13 protein-coding genes are annotated in these 16238 nt (G+C 71.7%); 12 read left to right on the forward strand and 1 reads right to left on the reverse strand.

The window, feature by feature from the left end; genetic code table 11:
- Positions 1 to 165: 165 nt before the first annotated feature.
- From ACFO3J_RS00280 to ACFO3J_RS00290, 3 genes are read left to right on the forward strand one after another with little or no spacing between them, the layout of a single operon-like run.
- The gene (locus ACFO3J_RS00280) at positions 166 to 2121 is read left to right on the forward strand and encodes an alpha-1,4-glucan--maltose-1-phosphate maltosyltransferase (protein WP_386424523.1); all 1956 of its coding nucleotides are present in this window, start codon (positions 166 to 168) and stop codon (positions 2119 to 2121) included.
- The gene (treS, locus tag ACFO3J_RS00285) at positions 2118 to 3866 is read left to right on the forward strand and encodes a maltose alpha-D-glucosyltransferase (protein ID WP_386424525.1); all 1749 of its coding nucleotides are present in this window, start codon (positions 2118 to 2120) and stop codon (positions 3864 to 3866) included. The genes ACFO3J_RS00280 and treS overlap by 4 nt, the downstream gene beginning before the upstream one ends.
- Positions 3863 to 5344 carry a maltokinase N-terminal cap-like domain-containing protein gene (locus tag ACFO3J_RS00290; protein ID WP_386424528.1) on the forward strand — a complete coding sequence of 494 codons (1482 nt, stop codon included), beginning with the start codon at positions 3863 to 3865 and terminating at the stop codon, positions 5342 to 5344. The genes treS and ACFO3J_RS00290 overlap by 4 nt, the downstream gene beginning before the upstream one ends.
- Before the next feature lie 61 nt (positions 5345 to 5405).
- Here the strand turns inward: ACFO3J_RS00290 and ACFO3J_RS00295 are convergent, their stop codons facing one another.
- A complete protein-coding gene (locus ACFO3J_RS00295) occupies positions 5406 to 6854 on the reverse strand; it encodes an amidohydrolase family protein (RefSeq protein ID WP_386424531.1) in 1449 nt (482 codons plus the stop codon).
- 201 nt (positions 6855 to 7055) lie between these two features.
- Between ACFO3J_RS00295 and ACFO3J_RS00300 the strand changes: the two genes are divergently transcribed.
- The 9 genes from ACFO3J_RS00300 (at position 7056) to ACFO3J_RS00340 (ending at position 16225) form a co-directional block, all read left to right on the forward strand.
- Positions 7056 to 7871, forward strand: coding sequence for an IclR family transcriptional regulator domain-containing protein (locus ACFO3J_RS00300; RefSeq protein ID WP_386424534.1), 816 nt, complete (start codon positions 7056 to 7058; stop codon positions 7869 to 7871).
- 94 nt (positions 7872 to 7965) lie between these two features.
- A complete protein-coding gene (locus ACFO3J_RS00305; RefSeq protein WP_386424537.1) occupies positions 7966 to 9162 on the forward strand; it encodes a CaiB/BaiF CoA transferase family protein in 1197 nt (398 codons plus the stop codon).
- Entirely contained in the window at positions 9155 to 10048 is an 894-nt protein-coding gene (locus ACFO3J_RS00310; protein WP_386424539.1) for a citryl-CoA lyase, read from the forward strand. The genes ACFO3J_RS00305 and ACFO3J_RS00310 overlap by 8 nt, the downstream gene beginning before the upstream one ends.
- Before the next feature lie 44 nt (positions 10049 to 10092).
- On the forward strand, positions 10093 to 10956 hold the full coding sequence (locus ACFO3J_RS00315) for a DODA-type extradiol aromatic ring-opening family dioxygenase (RefSeq protein ID WP_386424542.1): 864 nt from the start codon (positions 10093 to 10095) through the stop codon (positions 10954 to 10956).
- Complete coding sequence (locus ACFO3J_RS00320; RefSeq protein WP_386424545.1) at positions 10953 to 11315, forward strand: hypothetical protein; 363 nt, start codon at positions 10953 to 10955, stop codon at positions 11313 to 11315. The genes ACFO3J_RS00315 and ACFO3J_RS00320 overlap by 4 nt, the downstream gene beginning before the upstream one ends.
- Positions 11316 to 11663: 348 nt before the next feature.
- A complete protein-coding gene (locus tag ACFO3J_RS00325; protein ID WP_386424547.1) occupies positions 11664 to 12335 on the forward strand; it encodes a vWA domain-containing protein in 672 nt (223 codons plus the stop codon).
- A gap of 161 nt (positions 12336 to 12496) precedes the next feature.
- Complete coding sequence (locus tag ACFO3J_RS00330; protein ID WP_386424550.1) at positions 12497 to 13528, forward strand: protein phosphatase 2C domain-containing protein; 1032 nt, start codon at positions 12497 to 12499, stop codon at positions 13526 to 13528.
- A complete protein-coding gene (locus ACFO3J_RS00335; RefSeq protein ID WP_386424552.1) occupies positions 13525 to 14490 on the forward strand; it encodes a hypothetical protein in 966 nt (321 codons plus the stop codon). Before ACFO3J_RS00330 ends, ACFO3J_RS00335 begins: the two co-directional genes overlap by 4 nt.
- Positions 14491 to 14539: 49 nt before the next feature.
- Positions 14540 to 16225 (forward strand): Hsp70 family protein, encoded by a 1686-nt coding sequence (locus ACFO3J_RS00340; protein WP_386424555.1) that lies wholly within the window; start codon positions 14540 to 14542, stop codon positions 16223 to 16225.
- Positions 16226 to 16238 lie beyond the last annotated feature (13 nt).

Raw genomic sequence — 16238 nt, forward strand, 5'->3', positions numbered from 1 at the left:
GGAACCATCGCCGGTCCCCGCCGAGCCGGTCGGCCGCCGCCGCGGAAGGCGGCACCGTGTTACTTCCGCCAGTCGACTGTTTGGTAGCGGGTACTTTGCCGTTTCCGACTTCCGGTGCCATCCTGCGAATCGTCCGGGAACAATACTCGAATCGAGGAATGTTCATTGAGCGGGAGAATAACGATCGAAGCCGTCTTACCCGTGGTGGACCACGGCCGGCACGCCGCCAAGGCGGCGGTCGGCGAGCAGGTGCCGATCCAGGCGGCGGTCTGGCGCGAGGGGCACGACGCCGTCGGCGCCACCGTGGTCTGGACCCGCCCCGACGGGACGGAGGCCGGCCAGCTGCCGATGGACCCCGTCCCCGGCGACCCCGACCTCAGACGCGCGGTGGCGGTCCCCGACCGGATCGGCATGTGGACCTTCCGGGTCGACGCCTGGGACGACCCGTGGACGACCTGGACCACCGCGGTCCGGGCGAAGCTGGACGACGGGCAGTCGGCGGCCGAACTGGCCAACGACCTGGAGAGCGGGGCCCGGCTGCTGGAACGGATGGCCGCCGGGGCCGGCACCGGCCCCCGCGCCGCCCTGGCGGCGGCCGTGACCGCGCTGCGCGACGACGGGCGCAAGCCCGCCGAGCGGGCCGCGCCGGCCCTCGGTGACACGGTGGCGCGGATCGCGGCGGCCCGGCCGCCGCGGCGGCTGGTCACCCGCGGCGAGACCCACCGGCTGTGGGTGGACCGCAGACGGGCGCTGTTCGGCTCCTGGTACGAGTTCTTCCCCCGCTCCACCGGCGGCCGGGACGAACGGGGCCGGCCGGTGCACGGCACCCTGGCCACCGCGGCCGCGGAACTGCCGCGGATCGCCGCCATGGGGTTCGACATCGTCTATCTGCCACCGGTGCACCCGATCGGCGAGGTCGGCCGCAAGGGGCGCAACAACGCGCTGCGGGCCGGGCCGGACGACGTCGGCTCGCCGTGGGCGGTCGGCTCCCGCTCCGGCGGGCACGACGCGGTCCACCCGCGGCTGGGCACCCTCGACGACTTCGACGACTTCGTCGCCGCGGCGGGCCGGCTGGACCTGGAAGTCGCCCTGGACCTCGCGCTGCAGTGCGCCCCCGACCACCCGTGGGTGGCAAGGCATCCGGAGTGGTTCACCACCCGGCCGGACGGCAGCGTCGCCTACGCGGAGAATCCGCCCAAGCGGTACGAGGACATCTATCCGCTGAACTTCGACAACGACCCGGACGGGCTCTACGCCGAGGTGCTGCGGACCGTGCTGTTCTGGGCGGACCACGGGGTGCGCGTCTTCCGGGTGGACAACCCCCACACCAAGCCTGCCGACTTCTGGCACCGGCTGCTGTGGGACGTGCGGCGGACCTGTCCCGACGTGCTGTTCCTCGCCGAGGCGTTCACCCGGCCGGTCGTGCTCAAGGGCCTGGCCAAGGCGGGGTTCACCCAGTCCTACACCTACTTCACCTGGCGCACCGGGAAGCGGGAGCTGACCGACTACGCGCTGGAGCTGGCCGCCGAGGCGCATGTCCTGCGCCCCAACCTGTTCGTCAACACCCCCGACATCCTGCACGAGGTGCTCCAGCGCGGCGGGCCCGGCATGTTCGCCGTCCGGTCGGCGCTGGCGGCGACCCTCTCCCCCACCTGGGGCATGTACGCCGGCTTCGAGCTGTTCGAGCACCAGCCGGCCGCGCCCGGCAGCGAGGAGTACCTGGACTCGGAGAAGTACGAGCTGCGGCCCAGGGACTTCGCGGGCGCGCTGGCCGCCGGACGGTCGCTGGAGCCGTGGATCACCCGGCTCAACCGGATGCGCCGCGACCATCCCGCCCTCCAGCAGTTGCGCGAGATCACCTTCCATCCGGTCGACGACGACCGGCTGCTCGTCTACAGCAAGACGGACCCCGAAAGCGGTGACACCGTGCTGTGCCTCATCTCGCTCGACCCGTCGGCGCCGGTCACCGGCACCGCGCACCTCGGGGCGGTCCCCGGCGGCCGGCCGCGCGCGGCCCGGGACGTGTTCACCGGGGAGGGCGTGGCGCTCGCCGAGCGGATGGCCGTCACCCTCGACCCGGACCGGGCCGTCGCCCGCTTCCTCACCTGGAACGCGCGATGAGCGTGGCGCGGGACCCACGCGCCGGGAGCGCCCGCCCCGCCGACCCGGTGGTCGAGCAGCAGCGGGACGGGCGCAACGAGGAGTGGTTCAAACGGGCGGTCTTCTACGAGGCGATGGTCCGCTCGTTCTACGACCGCGACGGGGACGGCAGCGGCGACCTCCAGGGCGTCATCGCCAAGCTGGACTACCTGGAATGGCTCGGCGTGGACTGCATCTGGCTGCCACCGATCTTCAACTCCCCGTTGCGCGACGGTGGTTACGACGTCAGCGACTACCGCGCGATCCTGCCGGAGTTCGGCACGACCGAGGACTTCGTCGAACTGCTGGACGCCGCGCACGCCCGCGGCATCCGCATCGTCACCGACATGGTGATGAACCACACCAGCGACCAGCACCCGTGGTTCCAGGCGTCCCGCAGCGACCCGCAGGGCCCCTACGGCGACTTCTACGTATGGCGGGACGACGACCAGGGCTATCCGGGCGCCCGCGTCATCTTCGTGGACACCGAGACGTCCAACTGGGCCTACGACCCGCTGCGCAAGCAGTACTACTGGCACCGGTTCTTCTCCCACCAGCCCGACCTGAACTACGACAACCCCCGGGTGCGCGCGGCGATGCTCGACGTCCTGCGCCACTGGCTGGACCTCGGCATCGACGGCTTCCGGCTGGACGCGGTCCCCTATCTGTACGCCCGCGAGGGGACCGACTGCGAGAACCTCGCCGAGACCCACCAGTTCCTGCGGGAGATCCGCGCCCTGATCGACGAGGAGTACCCGGGCCGGGTACTGCTGGCCGAGGCCAACCAGTGGCCCGAGCAGGCGGTGGAGTACTTCGGCGACGGTGACGGCGACAGCGGCGGCGACGAGTGCCACATGGCCTTCCACTTCCCGCTCATGCCGCGCATCTTCATGGCGGTGCGCCGCGAGTCCCGGCTGCCGATCTCCGAGATCCTGGCCCGCACCCCCAAGATCCCGTCGGGCGGGCAGTGGGCGATCTTCCTGCGCAACCACGACGAACTGACGCTGGAGATGGTCACCGACGACGAGCGCGACTACATGTACACCGAGTACGCCAAGGACCCGCGGATGAAGGCCAACATCGGCATCCGCCGCCGGCTCGCCCCGCTGCTGGACAACGACCGCAACCAGCTGGAGCTGTTCACCGCGCTGCTGCTGTCGCTGCCCGGCTCGCCGATCCTCTACTACGGCGACGAGATCGGCATGGGCGACAACATCTGGCTCGGCGACCGGGACGCGGTGCGCACCCCCATGCAGTGGAGCCCGGACCGCAACGCCGGGTTCTCCTCAGCCGACCCGGGCCGGGTCTATCTGCCGCCGGTCATGGACCCCGTCTTCGGCTACCAGGGCAACAACGTCGAGGCCCAGACGATGGGCGGCAACTCGCTGCTGCGCTGGACCCGCACCATGATCCACTCCCGCCGGCGGCACCCGGCCTTCGGGCTGGGGGAATTCCTGGAACTCAACGTCTCCAACTCTTCGGTATTCGCCTTCGTCCGCCGCCACATCGGCCCGGACGGAAAGGAGGACCTGGTGCTCTGTGTGAACAACCTGTCGCGGTTCCCGCAACCGGTCGAGCTGGCGCTCCAGGCGCACAGCGGCTCGGTGCCGATCGAACTCGTCGGCGGGGTGCCCTTCCCGGAGATCGGCGAGGAGCCGTACCGGGTGACACTGCCCAGCCACGGCTTCTACTGGTTCGCCATCGCGGCTCCCGAGGAGCAGCGGTGAGCCGGCCGCCGGGCCCGTCCCGTCTGCGGGCCCGGCTGTCCGCCGCGCTGGCCGACTGGCTGCCCCGGCAGCGCTGGTTCGCGGCCAAGGACCGGCCGGTGGCCGCCGTCCGGATCGAGGAGTACACCGAGTTCGGGGACCCCGCCGGGCCGGCCGCGCCGCGCGGGGTGCTCCTGGTCGTCGGTGTCGACTTCGCCGACGGCGGCGCGCGGGAGCACTACCTGGTGCCCATCGGGCTGCGCGACGCGGTCCCGGACGCGCTGCGGCCGACCGTGCTGACCGTGCTGGACGGGTTGTTCGTCTACGACGCCCTGGCCGACCACGAGTTGACCTCGCTGATCGTGCGCCGCATCGCGCGGGGCACCCGGCTGGGCAGCATCAGCTTCCGGCCCGAGGCGTCGGTCGGCGCCGACCGGCTGCCGCGCTCGCGCCTGCCGCTGCCGGCCCGCGCGCTGGAGGTCGAGCAGAGCAATACCTCGGTGGTGCTGGACGAGCGCTATCTGCTGAAGGTCTTCCGGCGGATCGAGCCGGGCGTCAACCAGGACCTGGCGGTGCAACGCGCCCTGCAGAGGATGGGCAGCGACCACATCCCCGCGCTGCTCGGCTCCATCGAGAGCCAGGGCGAGGGCGCGACCGGGAGCTGGGCGGACGGCGGCGCGGTCGTCTACGGGCTGCTCCAGGAGTTCGTCGCCAGCGCCTCCGACGGCTGGGCGATGGCCTTGGCCAGCGTCCGGGACCTGCTGGCGGCCGGCGCCGAACCCGGCCAGCTGGGCGGGGACTTCTCCGCCGAGTCCTTCCGGCTGGGCCGGATGATCGCCGAGGTGCACGCCGACCTCGGGCTGGCGTACGGGCAGGGGAGGCTGGAGGCCGGCCAGGCCGCCGAGCTGGCCGCCGAGATGGAACGCAAGCTCGCCGCCGCCCAGCAGGTGGTGCCCGAACTGGGACCGCACGCGGAGGCGTTGCGGAGCGTGCTGGCCGGGGTGCTGACCGCGGGCCCGGGCGCCCCGGTGCAGCGTGTGCACGGCGACCTGCACCTGGGCCAGGTGCTGCGCGGCCCCGGCGGCTGGCTGGTCATCGACTTCGAGGGCGAGCCGGCCGCCGCGCCGGCCGAACGGGCCGCCGCACGCTCGCCGTTGCGGGACATCGCGGGCATGCTGCGTTCGTTCGACTACGCGGCCCACCACCAGTTCACCGAGCCCGGCCACGAGACGGAGCCGGACCCGCTGCTGCTCAAGCGGGCCCGCCAGTGGTCGGCCCGCAACCGCGCCGCCTTCTGCGAGGGCTACGCGGACCGGGGCACCGACCCGCGCGAACATCCGGCGCTGCTACGGGCGTTCGTCGCGGAGAAGGCGGTGTACGAGGCGGTCTACGAGGCCCGCAGCCGCCCGAGCTGGCTGCCCATCCCGCTCGCCGCCGTCCGCCGGCTGGCCGACTCCGCTTCCGCCGACCCGCTGACCGCTCTCGACCTGGCCCGGTGAGAACGCCCGCCGCGCCCGCCGCGCCCCGGGGGCCGCCGCCCGGCGGGCGCCCCGCGGGGCGTCAGCCGCCGTGGGTGCTGCCGCTCTGGTAGTCGGTGTACGTGTACGGGTTGTCCAGCACCTTCGTCTCCGGCACGTCCGGGTTCATGCCCTGCTGCCATGCCTCCGGGCCGAGCTGGTCCTGGAGGTAGGAGACCGTGCTGTCGACGCTCCGGCGCACGGCGGCGAGGTCGACATCGAGCAGGCGGCCGTCCCGCTTCACGATCCGGCCGTCGACCAGCACGGTGTGGACGTCGCCTCGCTGGGCCTGCAGGGCGACATGGCCGTGCGGGTTGAGCAGCGGGAAGGACACCGGGGACTGGTCGTTCTTGATCAGCACCAGGTCGGCTTTCTTGCCGGCCTCCACGCTCCCCAGGTCCGCCTCGCGGCCCAGCGCCCGGGCACCGCCGCGGGTGGCCCACTCCACGACCTGGTCGGCGCGCAGCGCGGCGTGGGTGACGGTCTCGCCGCGGGCGTGCGCCGCCAGGTGCTCGCGGGAGCGGTCGGCGCCCAGTGTGGTGCGCATCGCGGAGAACAGGTCGCCGCTCCACCACACCGAGGTGTCCATCGACAGCGAGACGGGGATGCCGTAGGCGCGCAGCGCCCAGCTGGGCGGGTAGCCCTGGCCCGCGCTCTGCTCGCTCTCCGTCGACACCGACACCGACCCGCCGGTCGCGGCGATCCGGTGGTAGGAGTCGGCCGACAGCGACGCGCCGTGCACATAGACGGTCTCGGGGGTCATGAAGCCGTGCTCGTGCATGAGCCGGATGCCGTCGTCGCCGGTGGCGCCCCAGACCCCGGCGTGCGTCGTCACCGGTACGCCGAGTTCGCGGGCCACCTCGAAGGCGGGCTTCTCCGGGAAGGCGGGGTCGCCGGTGACGTCGAAGGCGATCTGGAAGCCGAGCAGGTCGCGGCCGGTCGTACGGCGGGAGACGAAGTCGCGGAACTCCGGCGTGCCGGTCCACGCGGCGGGCTGGTCCTGGATGTTGCCGTAGGCCAGGACGAAGCGGCCGGGCACTTCCTCCAGGGCGTCGACGGCGGCGTCGGCGTGCTCGGTCGTCCGCAGCCCGTGCGACCAGTCGACGGTGGTGGTGACACCGGCGTCGAGCGCCTCCCAGGCGCCCAGCAGATTGCCCGCGTGGATGTCCTCGGGGCGGAAGACCTTGCCCCACTCCAGGTAGTACCAGACGAAGTACTGCGTCAGCGTCCAGTCGGCGCCGTAGCCGCGCATCGCGGTCTGCCACAGGTGCCGGTGGGTGTCGATCATGCCGGGCATGACGATGCCGCCGCTCGCGTCGATCTCGACCGTGCCGTCCGGCACGGCGAGGTCCGGGCCGACGGCGGCTATCCGGTCACCGACGACCAGGACGTCGTGCCCGGGCAGGACCCGCCGGGTGGCGTCGACCGTCAGGACGGTGCCTCCCCGCAGCACGACCGGGCGGCCCGCCGTGTCGTTCGTGGCCTGGCTCATCGCCTCACACTCCTTCACGCGTCATTGCGTACAGTCGTCCGCTCCACGGACACAGGCTGCTTGCGGCCACCCTCGCGCAGGCCCTCGCCGGTGTCAATGCACGGCCCGGTCCGGGCCGGCCGCTTCCGCGGCCGGTGCCGTCCGCCTCGCGGACAGCAGCGGCTACGCTCGGGTCACATCACGTCGCCAGGAGGTCGTGCCATGCCACGTGCGGGAACCGGTCCCGATTTCATCGAGGCGCTGGCGCGCGGGCTCGAGGTCATCACGGCCTTCCGGCCGAACCGCCCGGTGATGACGCTCGCGGAGGTGGCCGCGGCCACCTCGCTGGCCCGCCCGACCGCGCGGCGCATCCTGCTCACCCTGGAGGAACTCGGTTATGTGCGCGCGGTGGACCGCGGCTATTCGCTGACGCCGCGGGTCCTCGAACTCGGCGTCGCGTACGTGCGGTCCATGGGGCTGTGGGACGTGGCCCGGCCGCACCTGGAGCGCCTGGTGGCGCGGACCGGTGAATCCTGCTCGATCGCCCAGCTGGACGGCTCCGACATCGTCTACGTGGCGCGGGTGGCGGTGCCGAGGATCGTGTCGCTGGCCGTGCAGATCGGTACGCGGTTCCCCGCGCTGGCCACATCGCTGGGGAAGGTGCAGCTCGCGGCGCTGCCGCCGGCGGAGTTGGAGGCGGTGCTGGCCCAGCCGACCCGCTCCGGGCTGGTGGCCCGCTGGCGGCCGGGACCGGCCGAGCGCGACGCCGAGCTGCGGGACGTGCGGGCGCGCGGCTGGGCGTTGACCGACGAGCAACTCACCCTGGGCATCCGGTCGGTGGCGGCGCCGCTGCGGGACGGGTCGGGCCGGGTGATCGCCGGGATCAACGTCAACTGCCACGCGGCGGAGACATCGGTCGAACGCCTGCTGGAGCAGCATCTGCCGCTGCTGCTCCAGGCGGCGGGCGACATAAGCGCCGACTTCGCCCGTGTGCAGGACGTCCCGCAGGTCGACGCGGGGGCCCCGGCCGCCTCCTGAGCGGCGCCCGCCCTTGACCGCCGGCCGCCCGCGGCGGCAGACTCGGTCCGGCGGACACTGGTCCGCTGTACGAACAGGTGAAGCGAGGCAACGGGTGGACGACACCGACCACAGCACGGCGGAAGCGGGTCCCGCGTCCGGGCCGCTGTCGGGAGTACTGGTCGCGGACTTCTCCCGGGTGCTGGCCGGCCCGTACGCCACGATGCTGCTCGCCGACATGGGCGCCGAGGTCGTCAAGGTCGAAGGACCGCAGGGCGACGAGACGCGCTCCTGGATGCCCCCGGTACGGGACGAGGTCTCCACCTACTACCTCGGGGTCAACCGCGGCAAGCGCTCGATCGCCCTCGACCTGCGGGACGACGGCGACGCGGCCCTGGCACGCGAGCTGGCGCACCGCGCGGACGTGGTCATCGAGAACTTCAAGCCCGGCGGGCTGGCCAAATACGGGCTGGACTACGCCGCGGTGAGCGCCGCCAACCCCGGCGCCGTCTACGCCTCGATCAGCGGCTTCGGCACCGGCGCGGGCCGCGACGTCCCCGGCTACGACCTGATGGTGCAGGCGATCTCCGGGCTGATGAGCCTGACCGGCGAGCCGGACGGCCCGCCCTACCGGGCCGGTATCTCGGTGTTCGACGTGATGGCCGGCAACCACGCGGTGATCGGCATCCTCGCCGCGCTGCGCCACCGCGACGCGACCGGCAGCGGCCAGCATGTCGAGGTCAACCTGCTGTCCTCCGCCCTCACCGGGCTGGTCAACCACAGCTCGGCCTACGCGGCCGGCGGCGTGGTGCCGTTCCGGATGGGCAACGCCCACCCCAGCGTCTTCCCGTACGAACCGCTGCCCACCGCGGACAGCGACCTGATCGTGGCGGCCGCGAACGACGGGCAGTTCCGCAAGCTGTGCGACGTCCTCGGGGTCCCGCGGCTCGCGTCCGACCCGCGTTTCGCGCACAACGCCGACCGCACCGCGAACCGGGAGGAGCTGCGCCCCCTGCTGGAGGAGCGGCTGGCCACCCGCGGCGCGGTGGAGTGGTTCGAGGCCCTCACCGCGGTCGGGGTGCCGTGCGGGCCGATCAACACCATCGACGGCGGATTCGCCATGGCGGAGCGCTTCGGGCTCGACCCGGTCGTCGAGGTCGGCGAGGGCGAGCGGGCGGTGCCGACCACGCGCAACCCCATCCGCTTCTCGGCCACCCCTGTCGGCTACCACCGTCCGCCGCCCGGACTCGACGAGCACGGCGCCGAACTGCGCGCGTGGCTGACCGCTCCCGAGGAGGCAGCCGGTGCCTGACCAGCCGCGGTCCGAACCGAAACCCGCGCCGCGGGCCCGTACCGGCTACGAGACCGCCCTCGGCGCGTCGTCGCCGGAGCGGATCACCCTGCTCGGCCAGGATCTCGCCGAGGACGTGATGGGCAAGGTCGGGTTCGGCGAACTCGCCTTCTGGCTGGCCGCGCAGCGCCGGCCGACCGCCGGGGAGACCCGGGTGTTCGAGGCCGTACTGGCCGCGCTGGCCGACCACGGCTTCACCCCGACCGCCATCGTCACCCGCCTGACGTACCTGTCCGCGCCCGACTCCGTCCAGGGCGCGCTGGCGGCCGGCCTGCTGGGCGGCGGATCGCGGTTCCTCGGCGTCACCGAGGACTGCGGCCGCTTCCTGCACGACGTGCTGGACGGGGTCGACGGCCCGCTCCCGGACGACGACGCCGGGTGGGACGCGCTGGCCCTGGCCACCTTGAGGGCGCGGCGGGAGGCACGCGCCTTCGTCCCCGGGCTCGGCCACCACGTCCACAAGCAGGGCGACCCCCGCACCCCGAGGCTGCTGCGGATCGCCGCCGAGGAAGGCGTCTTCGGCCCGCACCTGGCGCTGTTCACCGCCATCGGCCGGACGCATCCGCAGGTGCTCGGCAAGACGCTGCCGCTCAACGGCGCCGGCGTCTGCGGCGCCGCGCTCGCCGACCTCGGACTGCCGCTGGAGCTGCTGCGCGGCTTCGCGCTGCTGGCCCGCACCGCCGGGCTGATCGGCCAGCTCGCCGAGGAGCTGCGCCACCCGGTCGCGAACGACATCTTCCTGTCGGTGGACCTCGACAACCGGTCGGTCGCACCCGATCCGTACGAGCCGGAGCCGTACGGGTACGGCTCCGGCCAGGACGATCCGCACCATCCCGAACAGCACTGACCCCGGCGGCCCACGGGCAGCCGGCCGAGACGAGGAGGGCTGAGATGGCCGAGCTGGTGGCGGTGATCGCGTCCACCCACCATCCCTTCTACTACCGCGCCAGCACCTCCTCGGGAGCCGACCGGCCGCCGTTCGCCGACGCGTGGGTGCGCAAGATCGAGGCGTTCCGCGCCACCCTCACCAGGGCCCGTCCCGACGTACTCGTGATGGTCGGCTCCGACCACTTCCACCAGCTGTGGCTGGACAACATGCCGCAGTTCCTGGTCGGCAAGGCGCCGTTCTACGACGGCAACTTCGCCAATGAGCAGCGCGAGTTCGGACTGCCGAGGATGCTGCTCAAGGGGCAGGAGGACCTCTCGGCCCATGTGCTGCGCGAGGGGCTGGACGCGGGGTTCGACCTGGCGTTCTCCAATGAGCTGCGGATCGACCACTCCATCACGTGCCCGATCATCACGCTGCGGCCCGAGGCGGATCTGCCCATCGTGCCGATCTACACCAACATCTTCGCGCCGCCGCTTCCGCAGCCGAAGCGCTTCGTCCAACTCGGCCGCACCATACGGCAGGTGATCGAGTCCTGGCCGTCCGACCTGCGGGTCGCGGTGATCGGCACCGGGCACCTGTCGCTGGAGCTGGGCGGCCCCCGGCAGTTCGGCCCGACCGGGCCCGATCCGCAGTTCGACCAGAAGGCCGTCTGCTGGATCGCCGGCGGGGACATCGAGGAGTGCCTGGGCGAAGTCAGCCTGGACAGCCTGCACCTGCCGGGCAACGCCACCCACGGGTTCATGGACTTCATGCTGATGATGGGTGTGGCCGGCGAGGGCCGGAAGGCCGACTACGTCGACACGCTCGACCTGTTCCACACCATGGAGGCCTACTTCACCTGGTACCCGAACGGAGCGCCAGCGTGAGCAAGTACCTGCTGAACAAGTTCCTCTACACCATCGACCGCGACACCGACCTCGTGGAGCGCTACCGCGCGGACCCCGCGGCCACCGTCGCCCGCTGGGAGGCGGAGTACGCCAACCGCCTGCTCAACTGCGTCGACGGCGAGGCCAGCACCTGGCTGGCGTTCGACGACACCGAGCGGACGGCGCTCATCACCCACGACTACCCGAAGCTGTTCGAGCTGGGCGCCCACCCGTTCCTCACCCTCACCCTCTTCATCGGCATGTTCGAGCGGGACTACACCGAGCCGCTCGGCTTCCAGCTCGAATACGCCCGGCGCCTGTCGCACGTCCGGTTGCCCTACCCGGACATCTCCACCTGAGACCGGCGGCGCGACCGGAGGTCGGAGGTCCGCGACATTCCGCGGGCCCCGATCGCGCGACCCCGGACACAGCTCCCGCAGCCGCCCCACGGGCACACTGATTTCCCGCACTTCCCCCGGGTATGGGAAAGCCGGAGTATCTCGGTGCATAAATCTGTCCGCCCGATTCCGATCATGAAAGCGAACCGGAATTCGATCACGGCGGTTTACCGAAACCCGCCCCGTAGGCCCGCCGATCTGCCATGCTGACAACCCGATAATCCGATCGATCATGTGTGCCGGATACCGCGCGGAGGGGACGCGGGTGTCCGGGATCCCCGGGGATCCAGCCAGAGGGGGGCCTCTTCCATGAGCCAGCAAGTTCTTCCGTTCTATCTCGTCTGCGACGAGTCGGGTTCGATGTCCGGCGGCCCGATCGAGGCGATCAATAAGTCGCTGCCCGATCTGCACCAGGAGATCGGCAGCAATCCCGTGGTGGCGGACAAGACCCGTTTCTGCCTGATCGGCTTCTCCGACCAGGCGGAAATCCTGCTCCCGCTCTCGGACCTGAGCGTGGTCGCCTCGATGCCCGCGCTGCGGGCCACCGGAGGCACCAACTACGGGGCGGCGTTCAGGACCCTCAAATCCACCATCGACGCGGACGTCGCGCAGCTGAAATCCGAGGGGCACCAGGTCTACCGCCCGGCGGTGTTCTTTCTCTCCGACGGGCAGGCGAGTTCCAACTGGCACGCGGACTACCAGGATCTGGTCGATCCCGCCTGGCGGTCGCACCCCAACATCCTGGCCTTCGGTTTCGGCCAGGCGGACGAGTCGGTGATCCGGCAGGTGGCCACGACGAAAGCGTTCATCGCGGACGGGACGCTCGGACCGGCCGAGGCACTCGGTGAGTTCGCGCAGTCGCTCATCCGCTCCATCGTCAATTCGGGTACGCAGTCGGCGGCCAACTCCCAGGGCGGGGCCACCCTGGTCATGCCGGACGCCGTTCCCGGATTCACCACCATCACGGCCGACCCGATCTGACGTCCGCGGCCGGCCGGGAAATCGCAGGGGGGGAAGCAATGGCGTGGATTTCACGGCGGCCCAAAGGCGGATCGCCGGAAAAGCAGTCCGCGGCGGGCGCGGCCGGACCGGAGGGCGAAGGCCTCGGGGATCCGGTCACGGCGGAGCCGGCGGGGGCGGTCATGACGGAGGAGGCGGTCGCGGCGGACCCGGAGCCGGCCACGGCGGTCGAGCTGCCGGATGCCGGGGCCGGGCCGGCCGCCCCGGACGAGCCGGCCGCCGAACCAGCGGTGGCGCCGGAGCCGGTAGCCCTGGGGCCCCGGTTCCCCGAGCCCGTGGTCCTCGTCGGCAGGCCGTCGCTCGGCTCGGCGCCCCGGGCGCTGCCGCAGGTCACCGCCGCCGCACCGGACTCCGTGGTGGACGGCGGGACGGTCGGCGGGCTGGTGGTGCGCGGCGCCTCCATCCGCGGTGACGACCACCGGTACTTCGGTGAGACGCGCCAGGACGCGATGGGTTTCTGGACGCTGAATCCGCCGCCCGCGGGCGGCCAGGGCTCACCCGCCGCCGATCCGGTCCTGCTGGCCTGTGTCGCCGACGGTGTCGGCAGCCAGCCGCTGTCGCAGCTCGGTTCGTCGCTGGTCTGCCGGCTGCTGCCACAGCACACCGCCCTGCGGTTCGACCGGCTGGCACAGCGGGCCCCGCTCGAGGCGCTGGCCGGCGCCTGCCGGGCGGTGGCCTCCGACATCGCCGCCGGCATCCGGGTCGAGGCGGCGGAACGCCGCGCCGATGCCAAGGAGTTGTCGGCCGCGATGGCCGCGGCGCTGGTCTTCCCCGGCGGTGCGAGCGGTCCCGCGCGGGCGCTGCTCTTCGCGGTGGGCGACTGCCAGGGCTTTCTGCTCAGCCGCGGTGTGTGGCGGGCGGTGCTGGGACCGGCGGGCGACGACGGCGACATCATGAGTACGGCGACGGACGCGCTGCCCGGCCACCCCGACCGGGTGGCCGTCGCGGAATGTGCCCTGGAGTCCGGTGACGTACTGCTGCTGTGCACGGACGGTCTCGCCAACCCCATGCGCAACGACAGTGTGCTGGACCGGCTGGCGCAGTACTGGGGCGCCGGTCACGCTCCCGCACTGCCGGAGTTCTACTGGCAGTTGAGCTTCCGGGCCCAGACGTTCGGCGACGACCGCAGCGCCGTCTGCGTCTGGGTGCCATGACGGCCGCCACCGGCGCCCGGGGCGACATCCAGCTCGCCGCCCTCGACCTGGGCGAGAAGCTCGGCAGCGGCGGTCAGGGCGACGTGCTGCGCGTGCGCAACCGTCCCGGTGAGGTGCTCAAGCGCTACTTCACCGACACGGCCGACGGCGTGTCCATGCGGTATCTGGTCGAGTTCCCCGACACGCTCCCCGACAGCGAACGTGAGGCCCTGCTGCGGCAGACCGCCTGGCCGCTGGCCCGCGTGGTCAAGCACGGCAAGGTGGTCGGCTTCCTGATGCGGGAGGTGCCGGCCTCCTTCGTCGGGCAGACCCGGGCGGGGACGCAGCTGCGCGAACTGCAGTATCTGCTCTACCCGCCGAAGCCCCTGTGGGGCGACATCGTGCCGCTGGACATCCACGGCAGGATCGAAGTCGCCGCCGCCTTCGCCGGGCTGGTCCGTATCCTCCAGGAGCGGCAGATGGTCATCGGGGACATCTCGATGCGCAATCTGCTCTGGAGCCCGGGTGTCCCGGCCCGCATCTGCCTGATCGACTGCGACAGCCCGACCCGGGTGGGCATGCCTCCGGTGCTGCCCACGACGGACACCCCGGACTGGAACGACCCCCGGCAGCAGGGGGGTCCGAGCCCGGCGACCGACCTGTACAAACTGGCGCTGCTGGTCGGCAGGACGCTCAGCGGCAACGCCGATGTGCGCCCCGGCCAGCCGTTGAAGCTGCCCGCGGACACTCCCGAGCCGATCGTGACCGCGGTGCGGGCCTGCTTCGAGGAGGCCGGGCAGCCCCAGGGGCCGCGTCCGGAGGCGGCGCGGTGGGTGCGGGCGCTGAGCGGGCGCGGGGAGATCCTCGTCGGACCACTGCCCGCCAAGCGCGTACTGCCGCCGCCGCTGCCGATGGTCGACCTCGACGGCCGCGGCGGTCCGCGGGGCTCGATTCCGCTGCCGCCGGCGGACAAGAAGCCGTAGTGACATCTCTCATCCGCAAGAGCTGGGGAAGTCGGCCCAGGGGGGAAGCATGACCGAGCAAGTGCGGCTGGTCGCCGCCATCGACTTCGGCACGCACGGCACCGGATTCGCCTGGTCGTTCGCGAGCGAACGCGACCGCGAACCGGTACACCGGCGGATCAATCTGTTCGACGACTGGGAGGGGCAGCCGACCAATTACGTCAAGAATCTGACCGCGATCCTTCTCGACGGAACCGGTGACGTCCTGGAGTGGGGCTATCAGGCGAGCAGGCGGTTCCAGGTGGAGACCCGCGAGCACCCGGAGTACGAGTACGCGCAGGGCTTCAAGATGGGGCTGCTGCCCGGCGTGGCGAAGGTGACCGACTCCTCGACTCCGGCCGGTCCCGGTATGTCGCCGCGCGAACTGATCACCGCGTATCTGAAGGCTTTCCGGCGCTTCGCCCTGGACCGCATCGTCGCCGGGAGTGGTGTCCAGGAGGACGAGATCGCCTGGGTCCTGACCGTGCCCGCGATCTGGCAGGACCGGGAGCGGCAGATCATGCGGGACTGCGCGGTCGAGGCCGGCTTCCCGGAGGTCCCCGAGCGGCTTTTGATCGCGATCGAACCCGAAGTCGCCGCGCTCTACTGCCGGTTCGACAGCGGCCATTCGGGGGTCGGTGAGGCCGGGGACCGGTTCGTCGTGGTGGACGCCGGTGGCGGCACCGTGGACATCACCGCTTACGAGAAGACCGAGGACGGCCTCACCGAGATCGGTTATCCCTCCGGCGGCAGTCTCGGCTCCACCTACATCGACCGGTATCTGCTGGAGACGGTGCTGCCCAAGCGGCTGGGCACCGAGTTCATGAAACGCGCGCGCAATCTGGAGCCGGGGGCGTTCGTCGCGCTCTCCGACGAATGGGAGCGCAACAAGCGGAACTTCGATCCGAAGCACCGGCGTTCGGTCATCCTGCAGATGAGCCACCGGCTCTTCCGTATCCTGGAGGACGCGGACACCCGGCGGCTGGCCGCGATGCAGAACGGTGTGGACGACGCCATCGAACTCGGCTACGACGAGGTGATGGGGCTCTTCGACCACGTCACCAAGCCTCTTCTGAAGCTGGTGGACGAGCAGTTGCGCCAGATCGGGAGCAAGTCGGTGCGGCGCGTGATGCTGGTGGGCGGTTTCGCGCAGTCCCGGTATCTGCAGGAGCGGCTGCGCTCGCACCTGTCCGAGCGCATCGAACTGGTCGTCCCGTCCAAGCCGTCCTGGGCCGTGCTGCTCGGCGCCGTCCACTTCGGCCTCGAACCGTCCCTGATCCGCGGCCGGCGCACCCGGTTCACCTACGGGGTAGCCGCCGCGATGCCGTTCGACATCGTGCGTGATCCGCCGAGCCTGCGCCTGATCAGGTACGACGGCACACCGCTGTGCGACAACCGGTTCGACCGGTTCGTGGAGGCCAGGGAAGTCGTCGAGCCCGGCCGGGAGGTGCAGCGCAGCTACTACCCGGTGACGGAACAGCAGCGGGAGATGACGCTGCGCCTGTTCGTCGCCGAGACCACCGATCCGCGCTATGTCACCGACGAGACGTGCCGGTGCGTCGGTGAGTTGACGATGGACATGACGCCGACGCTGTCCCATCCACCGGCCGAGCGGCGGATCGACATGACGATGATCTTCGGCGGCACCGAGGTCGAGGCGCGTGCCTACGACGTGAAGTCCGGCATCGAGGTCAAGACCCGTATTCGTTTCTCCTAGAAGGTGAGCCCCG

Origin of the sequence: Streptomyces polygonati, from assembly GCF_042650325.1 — a bacterium.
Taxonomy (GTDB): Bacteria; Actinomycetota; Actinomycetes; order Streptomycetales; family Streptomycetaceae; genus Actinacidiphila; species Actinacidiphila polygonati.